At 40.6% G+C, this 16,446-nt stretch carries 15 protein-coding genes; 5 read left to right on the forward strand and 10 right to left on the reverse strand.

Annotated features, from left to right (window positions below; translation table 11 throughout):
- Positions 1–11 precede the first annotated feature (11 nt).
- A complete protein-coding gene (locus PESP_RS00935; protein WP_089346360.1) occupies positions 12–752 on the forward strand; it encodes a phosphoadenylyl-sulfate reductase in 741 nt (246 codons plus the stop codon).
- A 126-nt stretch (positions 753–878) separates the two neighbouring features.
- Positions 879–1,421 carry a DUF4124 domain-containing protein gene (locus PESP_RS00940; protein ID WP_089346361.1) on the forward strand — a complete coding sequence of 181 codons (543 nt, stop codon included), beginning with the start codon at positions 879–881 and terminating at the stop codon, positions 1,419–1,421.
- Between the two features lie 210 nt (positions 1,422–1,631).
- Here PESP_RS00940 and acnA read toward each other — a convergent pair whose 3' ends face one another.
- The 3 genes from acnA to PESP_RS00955 all read right to left on the reverse strand — a co-directional run bounded on the left by acnA (position 1,632) and on the right by PESP_RS00955 (position 5,511).
- Positions 1,632–4,373 carry an aconitate hydratase AcnA gene (acnA, locus tag PESP_RS00945; protein ID WP_089346362.1) on the reverse strand — a complete coding sequence of 914 codons (2,742 nt, stop codon included), beginning with the start codon at positions 4,371–4,373 and terminating at the stop codon, positions 1,632–1,634.
- Positions 4,374–4,592: 219 nt separating this feature from the next.
- Positions 4,593–5,021 (reverse strand): hypothetical protein, encoded by a 429-nt coding sequence (locus PESP_RS00950; RefSeq protein ID WP_089346363.1) that lies wholly within the window; start codon positions 5,019–5,021, stop codon positions 4,593–4,595.
- Positions 5,022–5,127: 106 nt separating this feature from the next.
- Positions 5,128–5,511, reverse strand: a complete 384-nt coding sequence (locus PESP_RS00955) for an RNA-binding S4 domain-containing protein (protein WP_089349062.1) — start codon at positions 5,509–5,511, stop codon at positions 5,128–5,130.
- Positions 5,512–5,780: 269 nt separating this feature from the next.
- Here PESP_RS00955 and PESP_RS00960 point away from each other — a divergent pair, with 269 nt between their 5' ends.
- Both PESP_RS00960 and PESP_RS00965 read left to right on the forward strand, forming a co-directional pair.
- Complete coding sequence (locus PESP_RS00960) at positions 5,781–6,068, forward strand: hypothetical protein (protein ID WP_089346364.1); 288 nt, start codon at positions 5,781–5,783, stop codon at positions 6,066–6,068.
- Positions 6,069–6,124: 56 nt separating this feature from the next.
- Entirely contained in the window at positions 6,125–6,790 is a 666-nt protein-coding gene (locus PESP_RS00965; RefSeq protein WP_089346365.1) for a hypothetical protein, read from the forward strand.
- 1 nt (position 6,791) lies between these two features.
- Here PESP_RS00965 and PESP_RS00970 read toward each other — a convergent pair whose 3' ends face one another.
- From PESP_RS00970 to glnA, 5 genes are all read right to left on the reverse strand, one after another.
- On the reverse strand, positions 6,792–7,250 hold the full coding sequence (locus tag PESP_RS00970) for a cyclic nucleotide-binding domain-containing protein (RefSeq protein WP_089346366.1): 459 nt from the start codon (positions 7,248–7,250) through the stop codon (positions 6,792–6,794).
- Positions 7,251–7,278: 28 nt separating this feature from the next.
- The gene (gene glnG, locus PESP_RS00975) at positions 7,279–8,664 is read right to left on the reverse strand and encodes a nitrogen regulation protein NR(I) (protein ID WP_089346367.1); all 1,386 of its coding nucleotides are present in this window, start codon (positions 8,662–8,664) and stop codon (positions 7,279–7,281) included.
- 15 nt (positions 8,665–8,679) lie between these two features.
- A complete protein-coding gene (gene glnL / locus PESP_RS00980; protein WP_089346368.1) occupies positions 8,680–9,750 on the reverse strand; it encodes a nitrogen regulation protein NR(II) in 1,071 nt (356 codons plus the stop codon).
- A gap of 94 nt (positions 9,751–9,844) precedes the next feature.
- Positions 9,845–10,351, reverse strand: coding sequence for a DUF4124 domain-containing protein (locus tag PESP_RS00985; protein ID WP_089349063.1), 507 nt, complete (start codon positions 10,349–10,351; stop codon positions 9,845–9,847).
- Between the two features lie 132 nt (positions 10,352–10,483).
- The gene (glnA, locus tag PESP_RS00990; RefSeq protein ID WP_089346369.1) at positions 10,484–11,890 is read right to left on the reverse strand and encodes a glutamate--ammonia ligase; all 1,407 of its coding nucleotides are present in this window, start codon (positions 11,888–11,890) and stop codon (positions 10,484–10,486) included.
- A gap of 506 nt (positions 11,891–12,396) precedes the next feature.
- Between glnA and typA the strand changes: the two genes are divergently transcribed.
- Positions 12,397–14,220, forward strand: a complete 1,824-nt coding sequence (typA, locus tag PESP_RS00995) for a translational GTPase TypA (protein WP_089346370.1) — start codon at positions 12,397–12,399, stop codon at positions 14,218–14,220.
- Positions 14,221–14,527: 307 nt separating this feature from the next.
- On the opposite strand, the gene PESP_RS01000 is transcribed toward typA, so the two are convergent.
- Together PESP_RS01000 and PESP_RS01005 are read right to left on the reverse strand one after the other, a co-directional pair.
- The gene (locus PESP_RS01000; RefSeq protein ID WP_089346371.1) at positions 14,528–15,259 is read right to left on the reverse strand and encodes a CBM9 family sugar-binding protein; all 732 of its coding nucleotides are present in this window, start codon (positions 15,257–15,259) and stop codon (positions 14,528–14,530) included.
- A 67-nt stretch (positions 15,260–15,326) separates the two neighbouring features.
- Positions 15,327–16,418, reverse strand: coding sequence for an MBL fold metallo-hydrolase (locus PESP_RS01005; RefSeq protein WP_089346372.1), 1,092 nt, complete (start codon positions 16,416–16,418; stop codon positions 15,327–15,329).
- Between the last annotated feature and the right edge of the window lie 28 nt (positions 16,419–16,446).

A 16,446-nucleotide genomic window follows, 5' to 3' on the forward strand; every position in this document is an offset into this window, starting at 1 on the left:
TAAAATTGACCATGAGTGAATTTAAAAACATATTACAGCTTGATAAACAAAGCCAAGCGGCTTTGCTTAGCGATGCAAACGGCATACTTGCACCTATGAGTGCTAAGCAGCGTGTTGCATGGGCGTTAGAAAACTTACCCGACACCGCTTTTTTATCATCAAGCTTTGGTATTCAAGCAGCGGTTATGCTGCATTTAGTGACATCTCAGCGTCCTGATATTCCAGTTGTATTAACCGACACCGGTTATTTATTTCCAGAAACCTATCAGTTTATTGAGCAAATGACAGAGCGGCTTTCACTAAACTTACAGGTATATAAAGCAAACCTTAGCCCTGCATGGCAGGAGGCTAAATACGGTAAGTTATGGGAACAAGGCGAAGATGGAATTAAGCAATATAATCAGCTTAATAAAGTAGAGCCAATGACTCGTGCTTTAAAAGAAATTGAAGCAGGTACATGGTTTAGTGGCTTACGTCGCGATCAATCTTCTACCCGCGCAGATAAGCAGTTTGTAGAAATAAGCCGTGGTACGGTAAAAGTGTACCCGATTATTGAGTGGTCAAACCGTGATGTATATCAATACCTTACTAAGCATGACTTACCTTACCACCCGTTATGGGAGCAAGGCTATGTGTCGATGGGTGATGTGCATACTACGCGTAAGTTAGAGCCAGGTATGAGCGAAGAAGAAACTCGCTTTTTTGGTTTAAATCGCGAATGCGGATTACATATTGACGGTGATGGCATTTAAAATTAATGCCAATACATGTACATTTTAAACGCAACTTAGGTTGCGTTTTTATTGCAAAAAAATTGCCTGATTAAGTATTTTTTATTAGACTTGCGTTTCAAGGATTCATTTTTAAGCAGGAACGCTATGAAATACTTCACCTACTTGGCAATATCGGTCATGATCATTGCTGTTATCTCTTTGTTTTATATTAAAAAGCCTGATGGTCAAACATGGCTCTCGGCCTCATCAATTAGTAACGAATCTCAGCAAATTAAAGAAAAAATGGTCGCGCTTTCTACAAATACACTCGACCAAGCAGTACAAGGCGCTAAGCAAGCAGGCAATCAAATTGTTAGCAGTGTCAGTAACAATTCCCACGTTGTAAAATCAAGCGGAAAAATTTATAAGTGGCAGGATGAAGATGGCCAATGGCATTTTTCAGATACGCCTAATGCCGATGGTAAAAGTATTGAGGTGACGTTAGATGCGCGCGATGTAACTGTAGTTGCCGCAGAAGACACATCAATTTTAAGTAGCAATACTAATACTGCTAAAAAAACCATTCAACCAGCAACACCTACCGTTTATAACGCAGAGTCTATTCAAAAATTATTCGAAGATGCCGAAAAAGCTAAGCAAAAACTAGAGCAGCGCAGTAAAGAAATGCAAAATATAAGCGGCTACTAGGGCTGTTTAGCGGTTAACGTTTTGGAATTTAGCGTTGTTTAATAAGCTCTCGTTAATCGCAGTTTGGGCATATCTAGTGGCTTAATAACCGCTTTTCGCTATTTTAATGGCTTAAAAACGTATAAAAAATAACAGCGAGCTAAAGATTTGGTTTTACGCATAAAAAAAGCCTAGCAAACACGCTAGGCTTTTAAAATTTAAAGCACCTGCTTAGTCAAGCATATTACGCAGTACGTATTGTAAAATACCGCCGTGTTTGTAGTAATCCCACTCTTTAGGTGTGTCAATTCGTACATCGGCACTAAAGCTTACTTTTTTACCTTCAGCATTTGTGGCAATAATACTTACTTCGTTGGTTTTGTCGTACAAGCCTTCAATATCAAACTGCTCTTGCCCGGTTAAACCTAACGATTCATGGCTTTCACCTTCTTTAAATTGCAGTGGTAGAACACCCATGCCAATCAAGTTAGAGCGGTGAATACGTTCGTAGCTTTGTGCAACAACGGCTTTAACTCCCAAAAGGAGCGAGCCTTTTGCAGCCCAGTCACGAGAAGAACCAGTACCGTATTCTTTACCAGCTAAAATAACCAACGGGGTATTATTTTTCTCATACTCCATGGCAGCATCGTAAATACTTGCTAATTTATCGTCTGGTTGAGTACGGGTAACGCCACCCTCTGTACCTGGTGCTAGTAGGTTTTTAAGCCTTACATTGGCAAATGTGCCGCGCATCATTACTTCATGGTTACCACGGCGTGAGCCGTACGAATTAAACTGTGCTTTTTCAACGCCGTTTTCTTGCAGGTAAATACCCGCTGGGGCATCGGCTTTAATCGCGCCTGCTGGCGAAATGTGGTCGGTTGTAACCGAGTCGCCAAGTTTTGCTAAACAGCGTGCGCCCTCAATTGTAGGAATGCCCGGAGGCTCTACACTCATACCATCAAAAAATGGTGCTTTTTTAATATAGGTAGATTCATCATTCCAATCGTATAGCTTGCCATCAGGAATTTGAATTTTTTGCCAACGGCTATCGCCTTCATATACATTGGCATAGCTTTTTTCGAACATTTCTCTGGTTACCGTTTTTTGTACTAGTTCGCTGACCTCGCTTACACTTGGCCAAATATTTTTAAGGTAAATGTCGTTACCGTTTTCATCTTGTGCCAAAGGCTCGTTATAAACATCTATATCGGTGCGACCGGCAATGGCATAGGCAACTACAAGAGGAGGAGAGGCTAAAAAGTTCATTTTAACATCTTGATGTATACGCCCTTCAAAGTTACGGTTACCCGATAAAATTGAGCTTACAACAAGCTTATGCTTTTGAATAGCATCAGATATTTCTGTCGCTAGTGGGCCCGAGTTACCAATACAGGTTGTACAACCATAACCTACCAAGTTAAAGCCCAGTGCTTCTAGGTCATCCATTAAGTCTGCTTTTTCAAGGTAGTCAGTCACTACCTGAGAGCCCGGCGCAAGTGATGTTTTAACCCAAGGTTTTACATTAATACCGAGTTGTTTAGCTTTTTTAGCAACCAAGCCAGCGGCTAAAATTACGCTTGGGTTTGAAGTGTTTGTACAGCTAGTAATTGCGGCAATAACACAGGCACCATCGTTAAGTTCAAACTCTTGGCCTTTAAACTTCACTTTAGCTGCGCCCATAAATTGCGCTTCGTCTACTGGCTCATCAGGGTTAGTGGTAGGGCCTTCACTTTCAATGCGAGCTTGCTCCTCATCGCTTTTATCACGACGCGCCATACGCTCATCCTGAAAACCTCGTAAGTGCTGTGTAATTACATCACCGGCTTTATCTAGGGTAATTCTGTCTTGTGGACGCTTAGGGCCAGCAAGGCTTGGTACAACGTCATCTAGTTTAAGCTCAAGCGTGTCGGTGTAATGTGCTTCATCGCCTTCATTGCGCCATAAACCTTGATGCTTTGCATAGTCTTCAATAAGTTTAAGTTGATCTTCGTCGCGGTTTGTTAAACGCAGGTAATTAATGGTTTCATCATCAATTGGGAAAATACCGCAGGTTGCACCGTATTCTGGTGCCATGTTGGCAATAGTCGCTCTGTCGGCTAGCGGTAAATCGGCTAAGCCATCACCATAAAATTCTACAAACTTACCTACAACGCCATGGTTACGTAGCATTTCGGTAACGGTAAGCACTAAGTCAGTTGCGGTGGTACCTTCTGGAAGGCGGCCATTAAGCTTAAAGCCAACAACTTGTGGGATCAGTAAACTAATAGGCTGACCAAGCATGGCGGCTTCAGCTTCAATACCGCCAACACCCCAGCCAAGTACACCTAAGCCATTAATCATGGTCGTGTGCGAATCTGTACCTACTAGCGTATCTGGGTAGGCGATTGATTTGCCATTTTTACTATCGTTAAATACAACACGCGCTAAAAACTCTAAATTTACTTGATGCACAATACCAGTTGCTGGTGGCACAACTTTTAGGTTATCAAAAGCTGTTTGCCCCCAACGTAAAAATTCGTAGCGTTCTTTATTTCGCTCGTATTCTAGCTTGGCATTTAAATCAAATGCGCCATCATCACCGTAGCCATCAACTTGTACCGAATGGTCTATTACGAGTTCGGCCGGTGACAGTGGGTTTATTTTTGCAGGATCTCCGCCGAGCTTTTCCATTGCATCACGCATGGCGGCTAAATCAACAATGGCAGGTACGCCGGTAAAATCTTGCATTACTACACGTGCTGGCGTAAATGCAACTTCGGCAGAAGGTTTAGCTTTAGGGTCCCAGTCGAGCAGGGCCTGAATATCTTGTTCTTTAATATTTACGCCATCTTCGTTGCGCAATAGGTTTTCTAGTAATATTTTCAGAGAAAAGGGCAATCGCTTTGCTTGGTCGCCTAATCCTTTAAGTGAGTGAATATGGTACTGTTCGCCATTAATCGTTAGTTGTTGTTGGGTGTCGAAACTATTCATTTTTTGCCCCTTCGATAGTTAGGATTATGTCCTTGAAAAAATAACGTCTATATTTGCCTATGGATTGCAAAGTACATACCAGTGATAACAAAATCGGTAAATAACACTAAAAAGCTAGTTAAGCTGTGTGTGTTTTTTAGACAGTTATAAGTATAGAGGTGCTACCTAAAATTGTTTTTTCAAGTAGCCAAATAAATAGATTTAAATTGCAGGATAAGATTAATGCAGCCAGCCATGTTCTTTACTTTTAATACTTAAATATAAAAGTAAAAAGGCAATAATAATTACTAAAATAGGCATAAATACGGCGCTTACCCCTAGCATTTTAATACTGTTAATAACAATAAAGTTATAAAACTGCTGAATAAATATAGCCACTAACGAGAGCGCAAAAGTAGGTATTGCAAGTGCTTTTTTAGCGAGTAAAAGTGCACAGCCAATGGCGCCAGCAAACACCGCAACAGCAAATGCAATCGTTGACCATAAAGGGATATTAGAATACGCAGCTTGTTGATCTAAAGGTAGTTTACTTATCATTTCGGGGGTCATCATCATTTGCATTGCAAATGCCATAACACCTAATAAATTCCATACAAGTGCTGCCCACAGGGCAGGTTTAAACCAATTAGGAGGGGTTGATGTTGTCATAATATTACCTTGTTATTGTTATAATTTACGAGGTAATTAAAGAGCAAAAAGGCTAACTGTTCAAGCTAGCCTAATAATATATTAAAGATGAAAAAGTATTTATAAATTAACCAAATGAAATAGGGCGGCGTCCTGTTTTTTCATCAACCTTTGGTTTTTTGGTGCGTTTTCTTTTGTTTTTTGCCGGTTGTAACGCTTCAGCTTTGCTGGCTTTTTCTGGCTGTGGTTGAGCCGTTGGAGCAGGTCGCTCTGCTGGTGTAGCATCTTCACTTAAAGTAAGTTGAAACAGCTCATCGTCAAACTCAAGTACATCACCACTGTATAATTTTTTCCGTTTTATTGTACATATTTCATGGTTAACACCTACATAGCCTTGCGCTATTAGGTTTTTAGCTTGCCCGCCACCTTCAACTAAATCGAGTACTTTTAGTAATTTACAAAGCTCAATAGGCTCTTCTTCTAATTCAATCTCTATGTATTCTTCTGACATGATTATCTCTGTTGGTGGCGCATAAGCAGCTAGTATAAAGGCTTGCATGAGTTTTTGCACCTAAGCAAAGTAGGCTGATTGACAAATAATACCTACAAATATAAAACTTTATTTTTGCTTTAAAAAAACTGCAGCATTTAAGGCGTATGCTTTTTCAAAAATATGGTGTGCTATTTGCTATTGCTTTGGCAAATAAAAAATCGTACCTAAAACATGGTAACTCTTTAATCGTTTTAATTGTTTAGGTCTGCATATAATTGGAGTAGTAAATGGGCGTAAGATTAGCAATGAAAAAAGAGCTAATGGGCTTAGAAGATTCAGATATGTTGACAGCAGATGATGTAAGAACTCACCTTGCTAATTCAGTAAAAAAGCAAAAAGAGAAAGATGAACGTGGTTTTTCAGTTATTTCTAAGTTTAACGACACTCATAGCCGTTTAGTTAGTGGCGATACAATGCGTAAAACAAAGCTGGAATTTGAACGCCATCGTTTATTTAATGAAGTACTTTATACCCGACAAAGCGTTGATGCATGGTTAGATAGTCAAACAAATTAAATTGCTATCAATAGTTACTCCTACTAGACTTTTTTTTGTAATCAAAGGGAGTAACTATGAAAAATGGAATTTTAATTTGTGTGTTGGTACTTTTATTAGCTGCGTGCCAACAACCAACTGTTTATGTTTTTAGCGAAAACTTACAAGAGGAGCAGCGCAAACAGCTAGACGCTGCACTAAATACACAAAACCTTCCCTATGAATACGTAGAGCTAGCGATCCCATCGGGTTTTGGTGAAGCCACATTGCTTTTATCAAGTGATAAAATTTACCAAAAAGAGACAGAGCAGCTAGCTACTATTATGCAGGGGCTAGGTTACGAGCCACAAGTTAACTATACAACACGATCAAATCATTTTTATGGCGATGGCAATATAGGCTTTTATTTAAAAAATGCAGATAGCAATAGCCAATTTGTTATGCCTAAGCAGCTAAGAACAACCCAATGCAGCGACGATAAATACAATGATTTAGTGGTCAAATTTGTAAATGAGCATGTTGATTTTACGCTACCCAGTGGTGCAGTAGTGAGACTGAAGTGGGAGTATTTATATGGCTATGTTGTTATTTATTATAAATCCTACTCGCAAACATACAGCCACTCACAGCCATTGGTAAATACACCCTTTGGGGCTAAACCATCCGATACTTACACATTTACGGCACACGTAAATAATCCCGGTTGGCTTGATTGCTCATTGCAGATTGTTTATGTGGATTGATTTAACCGTGGGTTTCTATGTGCTCACTAAGTTTAGCAATGCGTAAGCTCATGCCTTCTATAATTCGGTCTTTAATTTTTTCGCAAATAACATTGGGTAAACGTGTAAGCGCCTCTGGTGTAATAGCAAGTACTATAGTGTCGGCTTTAGCGCGAGCGCTGGTACTACGCTCGCGGTTATTAATAAATGCGCCTTCGCCAATAAACTCACCGGGTTCTATGGTGCCAAGCTCAAGTAAGTGATTGTGCTTAAAAACAAGTAGCGCGCCGCTTAATACAATATAAAGGCGCTTGTCGTTATCGTATTGTTTAAATAAAAATTGATGTTGGTTTACTAAATATAGCAACCCAAACGACTCAAGCAGTACCTGGCGTTCAGCTAAGGTGAACTCCTTAAAAAAGTGTAACCTGTTAACTATTTCCATTTGCTTAAATAATGGAATGTGCTCGATTAATTTCATTTAAAAGCCAGTGAATAACGACCAAGTGTTAACTAATATTGCGCTCTTTTAGTTTACGGGTCAACGTGTTGCGCCCCCAGCCAATTTTTATTGCAGCTTCTTGTTTATGGCCTGAGCAATTAGCTAATGCAGTTTTAATTAGGCGTGTTTCAAGCTGGGCTTGAATATCGGGCCAAATATTTTCTTTGCCTTGTTTAAGCTCGTGATTAAGCCATTGTTGAAATGAATCTAACCAATCACCTTCTTGCTGAATGGGGGTTGCATCAATAATTTCAGGCGGTAAGTCTTGCTCGCTTACAAGCTCTCCTGGCGCCATTACGGTTAACCAGCGGCAGGTGTTTTCAAGCTGGCGCACATTACCAGGCCAGCCAAATAGGCGTAACTGGTCAGTTGCTTTAGGGCTAAGTACTTTGCTTTCTACCTGCAGGTCTTTGGCACTTTTATGTAGAAAATGCTGTGCTAGGCGTTCAATGTCTTCAGTGCGTTCGCGAAGGGCAGGTAGGCGCAAGCGCACCACATTTAAACGGTGAAATAAATCATCCCTAAATTTACCCTGCTTTACTAAGTCTTCGAGGTTTTGGTGTGTGGCAGCAATAATACGTACATCTACTTTTATACTTTGGTGCCCGCCTACGCGGTAAAATTCGCCATCGGCCAGTACGCGTAATAAACGTGTTTGCACATCCAGCGGCATGTCACCAATTTCATCTAAAAATAGGGTACCGCCATTTGCTTGCTCAAAACGACCTTTACGTACGCTATCGGCACCAGTAAATGCGCCTTTTTCATGGCCAAATAATTCAGACTCAACCAGCTCTTTAGGAATTGCGGCCATATTAAGGGCAATAAATTGGTTTTCTTTACGTGGGCTGTGATTATGTAAAGCACTTGCAACGAGCTCTTTACCGGTCCCTGATTCACCATTAATAAGTACACTCATACTTGATGCCGAAAGCTTACCTATGGCTCTAAATACTTCCTGCATGGCAGGGGCTTCGCCAATAATATGGGCGCTTTTAGGCGGTACTTGTTTACGTTTGGTTTTTTTAGTTGAGTTTGCTCTGCAGGCACTTTCGATAAGGGCAACGGCTTCGTTTAAATCAAACGGCTTGGCTAAGTACTCAAATGCGCCTTTTTGAAATGCGTTAACCGCTGAATCTAAATCTGAGTGGGCAGTCATTATAATGACCGGCAGCCCCGGATTTTGCTCAGCTATGAGTTCAAGCAATGCCATACCGTCCATGCCTGGCATTCGTACATCAGACACCAACACGGTTGGCTGGCTAAATTTTAGTGCGCTTAGAACATCTTGCGCATTAGCAAAGCTTTCTGCTTCAAACCCTGCGCGTGTGAGCGCTTTTTCCAATACAAAGCGAATTGATGCGTCATCATCTACAAGCCAAACTGTTTTCATGCCAACTCCAAAACATTAATCTGCAAAAGGCAGATAGATATTAAATTCAGTATGGCCAGGCCAGCTATCGCAGTCTATATAACCGTCGTGCTGATCTATAAGCGTTTGTGCAATTGAAAGTCCAAGCCCTGAGCCACCTTCTTTATTGGTGATCATTGGGTAGAACAGTGTTTCGCGAACGCTTGGGTCTATGCCTGGTCCATTATCAGAAACCTGGATCAACAAGGCTTTTTTAGGGGCTTTACCTGGGCGACGATATTGATGGTTTATACGGGTTTTTATTTTTATTTCACCGCCATCAACTAGCGCCTGTTGAGCATTACGTACTATGTTAAGTACAACTTGCTGAACTTTGCCTTGGTCAATAAATACATCTGGAATACTTGGGTCGTAATCTTTAACAAGGCGTATGTTTTTGCAATTATCTAATGTGCTTAACTTAACTACCGACTCAAGCGTTTGGTGTATATTGCCATACGACTTTTGCGGAAGCTGATTAGGGCCTAGTAGCCTATCAACTAACTCTCGTAGCCTGTCTGCTTGCTCAATGATTAGCTCAGCGCATTGATCCCTTTCTTGTTGATCTACCTCATACTGCAATAACTGCGCCGCTCCGCGGATTCCGCCTAAAGGATTTTTAATTTCGTGGGCAAGGCCTCTAATTAAATTTCGTGCGGCTTGATATTGGTGCATTTGATTAGACGCTTTATCGTGCTTAATTTCTTCATCGGTTTTGCGGCACTCTAATAAAATATAACGCTCGTTTTCAAATTTTATTTGTCTTGAAGTAACCGCTATTTTTGCATGGCGAGAATCGATGAACACCACGTCAGCTCTATGCTGGCTGCAATCTACGCCATCTACAAGCGAGTACTGAGCAATGCGCTCTAAATCAACAGAGTGGTAGTTAAATAAGCTATTAAAGGGTTGTCCAATAATACGTTTTTTGCCTAAACCGAGTAGCTCACTGGTGCTGGTATTTGCGTAAACAAGCGTAAAGCTTTGATCGAGTAACATGACCGATGTTGTTTGATTTTGCCATATGGCATTAAGAAGTTCAGGGCTGAAATTTTGATTGTTTGGCATGTATGCACCACTTTAGTGCGTTAATATTTGCAAGCAAGTTTTAATCAGTAAATACTGCTGCGCTAATTTTATTATCTGAGACATTGCGCTTAGTTTATTCCTTCCTTTGCATTATAAAGGTGCTAGGTTGGCTTATGGCAATAGCTTGATTTTGTTTATTATAAAGTTTGAGATACAAAGTATGAGCGCCACTTTCTACATCTCTTATGGCAAAAGTCGATAAATCATCAGCAGGGCCATAAGGTTTTCCATCTATAAACAGTTGTATCGTAAAACCTACTTCAAAGCGAGGGGTGATCCTACTGGTTACGTACACAGAACCGGTATTCTCGCGAATGATTTGGTTATGGGTAGGTGACGAAATCATAATTTGAAACGTATTGGGGTGTGTTGGCGGTGGTGAATCAGGGGTGTGGCTGCCGGCTTCAGACATGGTTAGATCTTGGCTGCTTAGCTTTATTTCTGTCGCGCCATTATGTGGCGTATCTGAGAACACTAATACACCATTTTTGTCTTTCCAAGCATAAATTTTTTTATTGCCTGCGTAACTATAAATGCTTAATCCTAAAGCAATAAATAGTATAAAAATCCTGTAATTCACTTTGCTGCCCTGCATGTTTAACAATTACATAACTTTAGTGGAGATTACCCTAATTTACCATAAAAAAAAGCCCGCTTAGCGGGCTTGAGAACACACATTTATTATCTTATCGATAATTTGTTCTACAGCAAATTAAACGCTGTAGTACATTTCAAACTCAACTGGGTGAGTTGTCATGTTAAGCTTTTCTACTTCTTGAGATTTAAGTGCAATGTATGCATCGATTAAATCGTCAGTAAATACGCCACCTTGTGTTAAGAACTCACGGTCTGCGCTAAGTGCAGATAGTGCTTCGTCTAGTGAAGATGCAACTTGTGGAATTTCTGCTGCTTCTTCTGCCGGTAGGTCGTATAAATCTTTATCCATTGCATCGCCAGGGTGGATCTTGTTTTTAATACCGTCAAGGCCAGCCATAAGCATTGCTGAGAAAGCAAGGTATGGGTTAGCTGTTGGATCCGGGAAGCGTACTTCGATACGACGACCTTTTTCTGATGGTACAACTGGGATACGAATTGATGCAGAGCGGTTACGCGCAGAGTATGCAAGCATTACTGGCGCTTCAAAACCTGGTACTAAACGTTTGTACGAGTTAGTAGATGCGTTTGCAAAAGCGTTAATTGCTTTAGCGTGCTTAATAATACCGCCAATGTAGTAAAGCGCTTCTTCAGAAAGACCGCCGTACTTGTCACCAGCAAATAAGTTAACACCGTCTTTAGCTAAAGACTGGTGACAGTGCATGCCAGAGCCGTTATCGCCAACGATTGGCTTAGGCATAAACGTTGCTGTTTTTCCGTAAAGGTGAGCCATGTTATGAATAACATATTTCATCTCTTGGATTTCATCTGCTTTTAATACCATTGTATTAAAGCGAGTAGCGATTTCGTTTTGACCCGCTGTTGCTACTTCGTGGTGATGCGCTTCTACTACTTGACCTAGTTCTTCAAGCACTAAACACGTAGCTGAACGCCAATCTTGCGAAGAATCAACTGGTGAACATGGGAAGTAACCGCCTTTAACACCTGGGCGATGACCTGTGTTGCCACCTTCGTAATCTTTATCTGAGTTCCATGCAGCTTCTACAGAATCAATTTTGTACATAGAACCTGACATATCTGACTTGTATTTAACGTCGTCAAATAGGAAGAATTCTGGCTCTGGGCCAAATAAAACTGTATCGGCTATACCGGTAGATTTCATGTAATCTTCAGCGCGTTTAGCAACTGAACGAGGGTCACGCTCGTAACCTTGAAGTGTAGAAGGCTCTACAACGTCACAACGTACAATTAGTGTGGCTTCTTCTGTGAAAGGGTCAAGTTTAACTGACTCAGCCACTGGCATAAGTACCATGTCTGATTCGTTAATGCCTTTCCAACCTGCAATTGAAGAGCCGTCGAACATTTTACCGTCTTCAAAAAAATCTTCATCAACTTGGTGATGAGGAATAGAAACATGTTGCTCTTTACCTCGTGTATCAGTAAAGCGTAAATCAATGAACTTAACGTCATTTTCTTTAATAAAATCTAAAACCGATTGTGACATGTGTCCTCCAACTGTTGGGTTTTATTATTGCTGCATTAAATGCTTTGGTTTTTAGTAAGCTGATTTTATGCCATTATTTTAACTTGTTGTTTATAAAGTTAAAAAATGTATATGCACAAAATTGGCAAAGCGCTTGGCACTATTTTGGTGCGTAAAATATCCATGCTGGTGCAAAGTTTACATGGCTTATTTTGTGCGTATTTTAATCGCTAAAATTAGCATAACTTAAATGCTAAATTGTGCCAAAGATATCAAGGAATTAACTAAAAGAGGGGTTTTTAATCAAATAACTGAAATTTATTTCATATAAATGTCATATAAAAAACAGATACTTAGTAAAAGTATTAAGAAAGTTTTCAAAATTGTATTGGATAAACTTTCATCCATGTCATTAATGAGGGATAATATGCGCCCTTTTAAATCCTATGCTTGGACATCTCGTGAAAACGCAGATGAGTGCGTAGATCTTGCAGGATCAATGAGAATAAACTTCTCTGAGTAAAAATATGAGCATCGAACAGTTAAGAAATATAGCGATTATCGCGCACGTTGACCACGGTAAAACAACTCTGGTTGACAAACTACTTGAGCAATCAGGTACATTAGAAACACGCGGCGGTAACGAAGAGCGTGTGATGGACTCAAACGACATTGAGAAAGAACGTGGTATTACCATTTTAGCTAAAAACACAGCTATCTCTTGGAAAGACTACCATATCAATATCGTAGATACCCCGGGACACGCCGATTTCGGTGGTGAAGTTGAACGCGTACTTTCGATGGCTGACTCAGTATTACTACTTGTTGATGCTCAAGAAGGTCCAATGCCGCAAACGCGTTTCGTTACGCAAAAAGCATTCGCGCAAGGCTTAAAGCCAATCGTAGTTATCAATAAAATTGATAAGCCAGGTGCACGTCCTGATTGGGTAATGGATCAAATCTTTGATTTATTCGACAACCTAGGTGCAACTGACGAACAGTTAGACTTTAAAGTAATCTACGCTTCAGCTATCAACGGTTGGGCTACATTAGATTTAGACGAGCCGTCTGACAACATGGAACCTATGTTCCAAATGATCGTTGACGAAGTATCACCACCGGATGCAGATCCTGAAGGTGACTTCCAAATGCAAATCTCTCAGCTTGATTACAACTCTTATAAAGGTGTAATCGGTATCGGTCGTATCAAACGCGGTTCTGTTGCGCCTAACCAACAAGTTACTATCATTAGTGCAGATGGCACTAGCCGTAACGGTAAAATTGGTGCAGTACAAAGCTACCTAGGTCTTGAGCGTATCGAAACAGAACGTGGTTATGCTGGTAACATTGTAACTGTAACAGGTCTTGGTGAGCTTAAGATTTCAGATACTGTTTGTTGTCCTAACAACGTTGAAGCATTACCACCACTAAGTGTTGATGAGCCAACAGTAACGATGACGTTCTCTGTAAATAACTCTCCTTTCTGTGGTAAAGAAGGTAAGTTTGTAACGTCACGTAACATCCGTGAGCGTTTAGACAAAGAATTAGTACACAACGTTGCACTTCGTGTTGCAGATACTGATAACCCAGATAGCTTCCGCGTATCGGGTCGTGGTGAATTACACCTTGGTATCTTAATCGAAAACATGCGTCGTGAAGGTTACGAGCTAGCTGTATCTCGTCCAGAAGTAATCTTACGCACTGTTGATGGCGTATTAGAAGAACCGTACGAAACACTAACAATTGACTGTGAAGAAGAGCACCAAGGTTCTATCATGGAGCAAATTGGTCTTCGTAAAGGTGAACTTACTGATATGGCACCAGATGGTAAAGGCCGTATGCGTTTAGACTTTATGATCCCAAGCCGTGGCTTAATCGGTTTCCAAACTGAGTTCATGACACTTACTTCAGGTTCTGGTTTACTTTACCACTCGTTCGATCACTACGGTCCGCACAAAGGTGGCGAGCTAGGTGTTCGTAAGAACGGTGTAATGATTGCAAATGCAACAGGTAAAGCACTTACTAACGCATTATTCAACTTACAAGAGCGTGGTAAATTATTCATCGGTCACGGTGTTGAAGTTTACGAAGGTATGGTTATCGGTATTCATAGCCGCGATAACGACCTTACAGTTAACGCACTTAAAGGTAAGCAACTTACTAACGTTCGTGCATCTGGTACAGATGAAGCACAAACACTTACGCCACCATTGAACTACACACTTGAGCAAGCGCTTGAGTTCATCGATGATGACGAGTTAGTAGAAGTAACACCTGAGAACATTCGTATTCGTAAGCGTCACTTAACTGAAAGTGAGCGTAAACGTGCGGGTCGTGCTCCTAAATCATAATCTATTAATTTAGAATAATGATTTTAAAAGCCGCTGTATTGCAAAATACAGCGGCTTTTTTGTGGCTTAAAACAAGAGCTGTCAGTTTTACGATTGTGCTCATATCTCTAAAAGAGCAGCGCCTCTTATCCTCTTTGTGAGTAATTTACTTAAAGATTTTTTGCACAAAGAGAAGGGAGTGAGCAGTAAAAGAGTCAGAGCTGGAACAATCGATAATGCAAAACATCTGTAATTGTTGCTAGGGAATTTTTTCGTTGGGTTTCGCTACGCTCAACCCAACCTATGTTATCAATTATTTTATTAATGGTTACTTACTTTTTGGTAGCAAAGTGATTTTTCCAAATACGTCTGCGTCTATAAAGCCACGATTTCTGTCGCCGTTTACTGGCTGGACTTCGTGTGAACCCATAAAGTGTTCGCGCACGTCACTGCCATCGTTATCACAATACGCTAGCATAAAGCCAATAACTTGGTTTTCGCTCAGTGTAATAGGTGTGTTTACAGCGCCTTCTTTGTAATTGTTAGGGTAGAGCTTTATGGCTACTTCCCATGTGATGTTGTAAGGCGCTTTAGTGTTTCGTATCCAGTTACTTACTAAGTGTTCGGTATATAAATGTGCTTTTTTATCAGGGCCGTAATCGGCGGCTTGGTTATCAAGGCCAATATGATAGGCCAAAGCAGTATGGTTAAACTGGTGAATTCCGCCTGAGGCGTCGCTATCTATAAATATTTCTAGTGCATCGTCATCCCAATATTTTTCGGTTGGGTCTGGGTGCGTATCAATTAACACATCATCCACAATGTCGGCTTGAAGGTATAAATAATTTTTATCCCATAATAAACGATAGCGGCCTTTAAAATCGTCCTCTGATGAAGGCAGTGTACCATCCATTAAATGAGGCATATCGTGCCATGTTGCTTTATCCCATGTGCTTTCAGATACGCCATCAACAGTAATAGGTGTAGAGGTATGAACTACATCAATGGCCATTACCGGTGCACTTAATAAAAAACTTATAGCTAACGCTTGTTTTATCATTAATATCTCAGTTTTATTATAAATTTATAGTAACGTGTCACTAATCCTAAAGTAGTTAAGTCATTAGTTACAGTGAAATACTTTCGCCTTCGTTAAGAATATATAGCGGCGTTTTAGCATTCATTTCATCAACCATATGCAATAAGCGCAGTAATGCAGAATGGCTAGTATGGTCGCCCATTTTCCAACTTGAGTTGCCATAGCCCCACGGTATCATTACTTTGCAGTTAAGATCTTGCGAAGCGTTAAGTGCATCCTCTGGTGTTGTGTGCACATAGCGATACCAAGTAGCGCTCTCTTCGCTGTAATAGGAGGCTATGGGCATTAGGCATATATCTATATCGCCATATTTTTGCTGAATATCTGTAAAGTGCTTTGAGTAACCTGTATCGCCTGCAAAAAATAAGGTTTTGCCGTTTTGCTCCAGTAGCCAGCCGTTCCAGAGGTCTTTATCGTTATCTTCATAAATAAAAGGTACCATTACTCGGCTACTAAAGTGATGAGCAGGTAAGGCATGAATAGCTAAATCGCTAATATTTGTTTTTGCGTACCACGCCATTTCACTAATGTTAAACCCGCCAGTAGGGAAATTGTCGGCCATACCCAATGGTGTTAAATAGCGAGGCTTATTACCGAGTTCTTCAATATCTGCTTTATTAAAATGATCGTAATGAATATGCGAGTAAATCACTGTACTTAAGTTTTTAAGCTCGTTTGGTGTTAGCCAATCGCCCGGCTGCCTGTAAAACCCAGAGGCTAGCCTAAAGGCTAAATCAACAGGTGAGTCGAATTGCTCTTTGACAGGGTCAAACAGCACATGCTGTCCGTTAGGCGTGCGAACCATAAACCCAGCGTGACCAAGCCAACGCACAGTAAAGCCTGTATTTAAATTAACAGGCTTTTGATCATCAATAAATTGGCAGTTTTCGCTCTCTTTTTCGCACAGTAATTTAGGGCTTGGTGGGTAGCAGTTGGTTTCGCAGGTGGTTGGGTACGTTTTTTTACCTGGGTAGAGGTTATGGTAGCGCCCTTTACGCTCGCCATCTTGATGTAGCGGGGTAATGGTATTTTCCCCTGCAATCACTTCAATGTTGTTAGCTGTTTGGCAAGCGCTGAGCAGTGTGGATGCAAGTATTAGGGTAATAGCTTTGTGCTTCATTTTTATTGTTCTAGTTATTTTTTTACTA

This window comes from Pseudoalteromonas espejiana DSM 9414, from assembly GCF_002221525.1.
GTDB classification, from domain to species: domain Bacteria; phylum Pseudomonadota; class Gammaproteobacteria; order Enterobacterales; family Alteromonadaceae; genus Pseudoalteromonas; species Pseudoalteromonas espejiana.